Annotated in this window: 7 protein-coding genes; 1 reads left to right on the forward strand and 6 read right to left on the reverse strand. The window is 40.8% G+C overall.

The annotated features are described in order from the left end of the window. Positions 1-191 precede the first annotated feature (191 nt). Positions 192-959 carry a putative porin gene (locus HUN22_RS14055; protein ID WP_174730528.1) on the forward strand — a complete coding sequence of 256 codons (768 nt, stop codon included), beginning with the start codon at positions 192-194 and terminating at the stop codon, positions 957-959. 46 nt (positions 960-1,005) lie between these two features. On the opposite strand, the gene recJ is transcribed toward HUN22_RS14055, so the two are convergent. The 6 genes from recJ to HUN22_RS14085 form a co-directional block, all read right to left on the reverse strand. Further along, a complete protein-coding gene (gene recJ / locus HUN22_RS14060) occupies positions 1,006-2,706 on the reverse strand; it encodes a single-stranded-DNA-specific exonuclease RecJ (protein WP_174730531.1) in 1,701 nt (566 codons plus the stop codon). Continuing rightward, complete coding sequence (gene pdxH / locus HUN22_RS14065) at positions 2,707-3,363, reverse strand: pyridoxamine 5'-phosphate oxidase (RefSeq protein ID WP_174730534.1); 657 nt, start codon at positions 3,361-3,363, stop codon at positions 2,707-2,709. An 11-nt stretch (positions 3,364-3,374) separates the two neighbouring features. Continuing rightward, positions 3,375-4,712 (reverse strand): phosphoglucosamine mutase, encoded by a 1,338-nt coding sequence (gene glmM, locus HUN22_RS14070; protein WP_174730537.1) that lies wholly within the window; start codon positions 4,710-4,712, stop codon positions 3,375-3,377. Between the two features lie 149 nt (positions 4,713-4,861). Beyond that, positions 4,862-6,328, reverse strand: coding sequence for an IMP dehydrogenase (gene guaB, locus HUN22_RS14075; protein WP_002121951.1), 1,467 nt, complete (start codon positions 6,326-6,328; stop codon positions 4,862-4,864). 135 nt (positions 6,329-6,463) lie between these two features. Further along, positions 6,464-6,829, reverse strand: coding sequence for a YkgJ family cysteine cluster protein (locus HUN22_RS14080; protein ID WP_174730540.1), 366 nt, complete (start codon positions 6,827-6,829; stop codon positions 6,464-6,466). 90 nt (positions 6,830-6,919) lie between these two features. Next, a complete protein-coding gene (locus HUN22_RS14085) occupies positions 6,920-7,717 on the reverse strand; it encodes an MBL fold metallo-hydrolase (protein WP_174730544.1) in 798 nt (265 codons plus the stop codon). Between the last annotated feature and the right edge of the window lie 7 nt (positions 7,718-7,724).

Genomic DNA, 7,724 nt, shown 5'->3' on the forward strand with positions numbered 1-7,724 from the left:
CTCAATTTTAATAAAATAAAACATTATTAATTTATATTTCAAAATCAATATTTTAAATTAATTCAATTTACATAAACAGCACATGATTACAGTCTGGTTACTCGCTTAAGATTGACGACCAAGCTTTTTCGTCTAGACTAAAAGTTGTAACAAAACATTTATAAAATCGCTTTTTAGAGGGGAGAGATTCCATGAAAAAACTAGCAATTGCATCAGCTCTTTTATCTGCACTCGCAGTGAGTGGCGCAGCAAACGCTTACCAAGCTGAAGTTGGTGGTTCTTACAATTATCTTGATCCAGACGACGGTAGCAGCGTAAGTAAATTCGGTGTTGACGGGACTTATTACTTCAATCCTGTTCAAACTCGTAACGCTCCACTTGCTGAAGCAGCTTTCTTAAGCCGTGCAAGTAACGTTAACGCCCTTATCAACTATGGCGATAATAGCGGCACAAAAGACACTCAGTATGGCGTAGGTGTTGAATATTACGTTCCTAACTCAGATTTCTACCTTAGCGGTGATGTAGGCAGAAATGAAACTGAAATTGACAACACTAATATCGACCACAAAGTAACTACTTATGCAGCTGAAGTAGGTTATTTACCAGCTCCTGGTTTATTACTTGCTCTAGGTGTTAAAGGTTACGATGAGAAAGACGGTAAAGACGGCGCTGATCCAACAGTACGTGCTAAATACGTAACTCAAGTAGGTCAACATGATGTAAACCTTGAAGCATTCGGTGCGTTTGGTGACCTAGACGAATATAAAGTTCGTGGTGACTACTACATCGACAAAACTTTAAGTGTTGGTGCTGATTATTACAACAACGACTTAACTGATAAAGATGAATTTGGTATCAATGCTAAAAAATTCTTGAATCAGCAAGTAAGTCTTGAAGGTCGTATTGGTTTCGGTGACAACGACAACACTTATGGTGTTCGTGCAGGATACCGCTTCTAATATCGCTTAAAAGCACATAAAAAATCCGCTCTAATGAGCGGATTTTTTATTGGCTTAAATGAACAATACGCAATTGCAAATTCACATTGCCATTAAATGCATTACGATCTATTTCATAGACCAAATGTACATGATCACGCATTGGATCAAACTCAAAACGGCCCGCTGCATTAAAAGCAATTGCATCAAAACTGTATTGATCTAGTGCTAATTTAAGCTTCAAATGCGTTTCTTTAAGCCAGCGATAATCAACAACTTTAAAATGTCCTTCAAACTGTGGGAAAGGGAATTTTTGTCCCCACGGTCCAAGCTGTTCTATCCAATCTAATGTATTTAGTTGCAGAGCCGAAGCAGGGAGTTCTCCATCCGTCCATAGCGTTGCTTGAAACAAAGATTCTTCCATTGCTGCAATGCAATTGGTAAATGCAGTTTTAAAAGCTTCAAAGTTTTCTTTACGTATGGTTAAACCAGCTGCTGCTGCATGGCCTCCAAAATGGCTCACCAATTCCGGATGGTGTTCGGCAACCTGTTCAATCGAATCTCGAATATGTACCCCATCAATTGAACGTGCTGATCCTTTAATATGAATACCATCTTCATCTGGCGCAAACACAATGGTGGGGCGATGAAACTGTTCTTTTAAACGCCCTGCTACAATTCCAATCACACCTTGATGCCAGTTTTCTTCAAAAAGTACAAGAGCTGGAGGAATGTCTTCTTTTGAGAGCTGCAAGCTATCTAAAGCAGATAAGGCTTGTTGCTTCATCTCCCCTTCGATTTGACGGCGCTCTATATTTAATTGATTTAATTGTCTCGCGATCGGATACGCAGATTCCATAGTATCAGCTAACAAGCATTCGATCCCGATGCGCATGCTCTCCATACGCCCTGCTGCATTAATACGTGGCCCAAGCACAAATCCTAAATCTTGCGCACGTAAAGACGATGCCTCTCGACCAGCAATATCTAACAGTGCCAATATTCCAACTCGGCATTGATGTTGCTGAATGCGTTTTACACCTGCATCGACCAAAATACGGTTGTTATAATCTAAGACAGCAACATCGGCATAAGTTCCTAAAGCAACCAAGTCTAGATATTGAGTGACTTTACTTGTGCTTTTGTTTTGCTTGTTACGTAAACTTGCTAAATTGGCCAGTACATAAAATGCAACTCCAACGCCTGCAAGTGCCTTACTTGAGAACTCACAACCTAACTGATTTGGGTTTACAACTGCTTCTGCAAGCGGTGTTTCTTTAGTTGTTAAATGATGATCGGTAATAACCACTTGCATACCCAGTGCGTGTGCCGCATCAACACCAGCATGGCTGGAAATCCCATTATCGACAGTAATTAATAGATCGGGTTGATAGGTGTGATGAGCAAGCTCAGCAATGGCAGGAGTCAGTCCATAACCGTATTTAAATCGGTCTGGAACCAAATAGTCGACTTGTGCTCCCATTTCGCGAAGCACCAATACCATTAAAGCTGTACTGGTTGCTCCATCGGCATCGTAGTCGCCGACAATAACAATTTTTTTCTGCTCATCAATAGCTTGATCTATTAATGCCACGGCAGTTTCTAATCCCTTGAGCTGTGGAGCTAATAAATTCTTAAGCTTTAATTCTAATTCCTGTTCAGATTGTACCCCACGCCTTGCCAGAATTTCGGCAATAAACGGAGGCACGCCCTGAAATTGTTCAGGGCGTGTCAATAAAGGTCTTTGTTTGATTTGTATTTTTGTCATTTAAGGCATCAGTCGGTGCAGCGTCCATTGACCGTCGATTTTTTCATAACTCAAGCGGTCATGTAAACGATTTGGTCGCCCTTGCCAGAATTCATAATAATCTGGTTGCAGACGATAGCCTCCCCAGAACTCCGGCTTATCAAGCACTTCACGACTTTCAACTTGCTGTTGTAACTCTTGAAAACGCTGCTGTAACAACTCTCGACTTTCGATCTTTCCGCTTTGAGGCGTACTGATATGTGCTGCAATCTGGCTATCACGTGGTCGTTTAAGATAGTAGTCTGTAGACTCTTGCTCAGCAATTTTAACTACATGACCACCTACTCTCACCTGACGCTCTAGACTTGGCCAGTAAAATAATAATTCGGCATATGGATTTTCTGCCAAATCTATACCTTTTTGACTGTCATAATTCGTATAAAAATCATACCCAGCTTCCGTAGCCCCACGTAACAAAACTGTTCGAACATGAGGTCTGCCATTCGCACTTGCTGTCGCTAATGACATTGCATAGGGTTCATGCAAATTGGCTGCTAGAGCATGGTTAAACCAACCCAGAAACTGCTGATGAGGGTTTGATTCAACCTGCCCTTCATGCAATTCTCCTTGCTCATAACTTAAGCGTAACTCACTTAAATCTTTAATGACATCACTCATGTCATACCACCTTACGCAACTTGTGCTTGTGAACGAACCGCATTTGCCAAATGCTCAGCCAAAGCATTCACTTCTTGCTCGTTATCACCTTCAACCATGACACGAATCACAGGCTCAGTTCCTGACTTACGAATTAATATACGACCACGACCTTTAAGTTGTTCTTCTGCTTTATTAAATTCAGCAACCAATGCTGGAATTAAATAAGGATCAAGCATTTGCTCTAAACGTACATTCACAAGAATTTGCGGGAATAGTTTAAAGTCTTGAACCAATTCATGAAGAGCCTTATTTTGCTCGACCATCACGGTTAAAACTTGAAGTGCGGCGATAATGGCATCACCAGTCGTGCTCTTATCTAGAGTTAGAATATGACCAGAAGGCTCACCACCTGTAACCCAACCATTTTCTTCTAATGCCTGTAACACATAGCGGTCACCGACTTTTGCACGAACAAAACCAACATTTGCTTTTTCAAGTGCGACCTCTAATGCCATGTTACTCATGACTGTACCAACAACACCTGCTGGCTTATTTTGGGCTTGAGTCGCTAAAATATATAAGATATGGTCACCATCAATTAAATTACCAAACTTATCGACCATTACTACACGGTCAGCATCACCATCAAAGGCAATCCCTAAATCTGCTTGATGCTCAACTACTGCTTTTTGTAAGCTTTCAGGATGTGTTGAACCACAACCTTCATTAATATTAAGACCATCAGGTTCATTATATAAAGCAATAACTTTCGCCCCTAGCTCACGGAAAACTGAGGGACCAACGCTATATGCAGCGCCATGAGCACAATCCAAAACAATCTTTAAATTATTTAAGTCAAAGTGGTAAGGGAACGTAGATTTACAAAATTCGATATAGCGACCGTTTGCATCATTTACACGAACACTTTTACCTAAGTTTGCTGTGTCCTCAATAAACAACTCTTTTTCTAATTCAAGGTTAATTTCTTCTTGCAAAGCATCTGGTAATTTTTTGCCTTCGCTTGAGAAAAATTTAATACCATTATCAAAATATGGATTATGTGATGCAGAAATAACAATACCTGCATGAGCATGTAAAGCACGAGTAAGATGCGCAATTGCTGGTGTTGGTAATGGACCAAGTAAATGAACATATACACCAGCAGCGTTTAACCCCGCCTGCAAAGCAGACTCTAAAATATAACCAGATAAACGAGTATCTTTTCCTAATACAACGAGCGGTTTATTTTTTGGACTCGTTCGTTTTAATACCTTCCCTGCAGCAAAACCGAGTTTTAAAGCAAACTCTGGAGTAATAGGCATTTGCCCAAATTTTCCACGAATACCATCCGTACCAAAATAACTCATAGCTTATCTCATTCTTACGCCACTTCAGCGGTGGCTCACTTCATATATGGCAATTCCGCCATATTTCTTTTCGTTAGATTTACTTTACACCAAAAACAAAAAGCCGTCAGTGTAATGACGGCTTTCTTGATTGTTTTAGTTACCAAAATCTAACCAACACGGTAGTTTGGAGCTTCTTTGGTAATCGTTACATCGTGAACATGTGACTCAGACATACCCGCTGAAGTAATTTTCACAAATTTCGCATTTTGGCGAAGATCTTCAATCACAGCTGAACCTGTATAACCCATCGATGAACGTAAACCACCCATCATTTGATGAACGATGTTACCCATTGGGCCTTTATATGGAACACGGCCTTCGATCCCTTCTGGTACTAACTTCTCAGCACCCGCTTTTGAATCTTGGAAATAACGGTCAGCAGAACCGGTTGCTCCCGCCATTGCACCTAATGAACCCATACCACGATATGCTTTGTAGTAACGACCTTGGAAAAACTCAACTTCGCCTGGCGCTTCTTCAGTACCAGCGAGAAGAGAACCGACCATGATCGTACTTGCACCCGCACCGATCGCTTTTGCCATATCGCCAGAGAAGCGGATACCGCCATCTGCAATTAAAGGAATTTGATCTTTTAGTGCGCTAGCAACGCTGTCAATCGCAGAAATTTGTGGCATACCAATACCAGCCACAATACGTGTTGTACAGATAGAACCAGGGCCAATACCTACTTTTACAGCATCTGCACCTGCATCTAATAATGCTAATGCAGCATCACCAGTTGCAATGTTGCCACCAATCACTTGTACTTGAGGGAAGTTTTGTTTCACCCAACGTACACGTTCAATTACACCAGCAGAGTGACCATGTGCTGTATCAACAACAATTACGTCAACACCAGCTTCAACCAATGCTTCCACACGACTTGGTGTATCAGCACCCGTACCTACCGCAGCACCAACACGTAAACGACCAAGATCATCTTTACAACTGTTTGGATAGCTCTCAGCTTTGCGGAAGTCAGTTACTGTAATTAAGCCTTTAAGTTCGTTGCTCTCGCCAACGACCAAGACTTTTTCAATACGGTGTTTTTGCAATAATGCTTGAATATTTTCTTTAGACTCGCCTTCACGTACAGTTACTAAACGATCTTGGCCTGTCATGATGTTGCTAACAGGTTGTTCTAAATTGGTCTCAAAACGCGTATCACGGCCTGTCACAATACCAACAACCTTGCCGTCTTTCACAACAGGCACACCGCTAATGTTATTAGCAGAGGTAATTGCAATCAGTTCACGTACTGTAGTTTCAGGCGTTACAGTGATTGGATCTTTCACCATACCCGCTTCGAATTTTTTCACACGGCGTACTTCTGCAGCTTGAGCAGCAATATCCATGTTTTTGTGCAAAATCCCGATACCACCATTTTGTGACATAGCAATCGCCATACGTGACTCAGTCACTGTATCCATTGCAGCTGAAACTAATGGGATATTTAAATGAATGCCGCGAGTTAAACGTGTCTTTAAAGAGACATCTTTTGGGAGAACAGTAGAGTAGGCAGGAAGTAATAAGACATCATCGAAGGTTAGCGCTTCTTGAACGATGGTCAGCATAACAATCTCACTGGTAAATTCCGTGAGCTATTATAAACAAATTTCGATGCAATTTTCATATTATCTTTGCCTTTTTCAGCAATAGATATTCGCCTACTCTAAATATTTCTCACTTATTATTGTGTTAGCTCACATTTAACTCACCTGATCATAGTCATGATCATTCTCTGAATCTGATGGGCTTAATTCAATCAGAGGAATCAACTGATGTGCCAAGCGAGCTTTATTACATTGCTCATCGGCAATCTGTACTTCTCTGCAAGTAGAACTACGCATTGCATAGATAGAACAACCCACTTCTTTACCAATTTCACCCGTCAAAGCCTGACACCGTGGCTGAGTCTGATTGGTTCCACGCATACAAGAATAAATAGGCGTCAGAGGTTCAATTAGATGGTCATCTATTAACTCGGCCTCAGCCCAGTAAAATGAAACCCGAAAATGTGCACAACACGCCCCACAGCGTAGGCATTCATCTGGAGTCGCAACTTGAGATAACATTTTATTCAAATTCTCGTCATCAAAAATTTTTCTGCGACGGAAAATACTAAAAAAATTTCAAATTGGACTCAAGATAATGAATCTCATTTTTTAGGTTGGACAGCTAAAAATTTGCTCAGTCATTAAATCTACGCCGCACGGCAATGTCTCAATCCAGTCTAAAAACTGATTGACCATTTCTTTACCCATAAATGGACTACCGTGTTGAGGCACAATCATTTCAATATCCATCTGGCGCACCATGTTAACCCACAAACGGATAACCTTATTGGAACACATATATCGTTGGTGAAAAGCCTTCATTTTCATGACATGAGTATCGAAATCTTTTAACGGCTGATTGGCATCCTCAACAATCGAGGCACCCATATCTCCAGAAAATAAAATTTTAGCGACCGGATCATAAAATTGAAAATTACCCACCGAATGTAGAAAATGAGCAGGAACTACTATAAGTTTTGACTCTCCTAATTGAATCACTTGGCCGCGGTCGGGTAATTCAATAAGGCGATCCTCCCAATTCCCTTTCATACGTTCACTCATAAACGAGGAATTTAGATGTGGTAAAAATCGTGCCCATAATTTTGATGCAACGACTTTAGCATCGGTATAGACCAGCCAGCGTGGCATTGAGGTAATAATGTCCGGATCCTGATGCGAAGCCATCACATAGTCTAAATTTTCCAAGCGAGTATATTTATTTAATTCCATCGTTAATGGAACGTAAGTCAAATCGCCACCCGGATCGATTACAGCAGCACGCTCATGATCAATAATTAAAAATTGATTGGCTTGGATGCCCTCCCCTTTGACCAAACTGGTAAAACTAATACATTTATGTACACCATTATCAAATAATATCTGCGATGTAGTTTTTTCAAACCCCATATAATTC

The sequence above is a fragment of the Acinetobacter lactucae genome (assembly GCF_013344765.1).
GTDB classification, from domain to species: domain Bacteria; phylum Pseudomonadota; class Gammaproteobacteria; order Pseudomonadales; family Moraxellaceae; genus Acinetobacter; species Acinetobacter lactucae_A.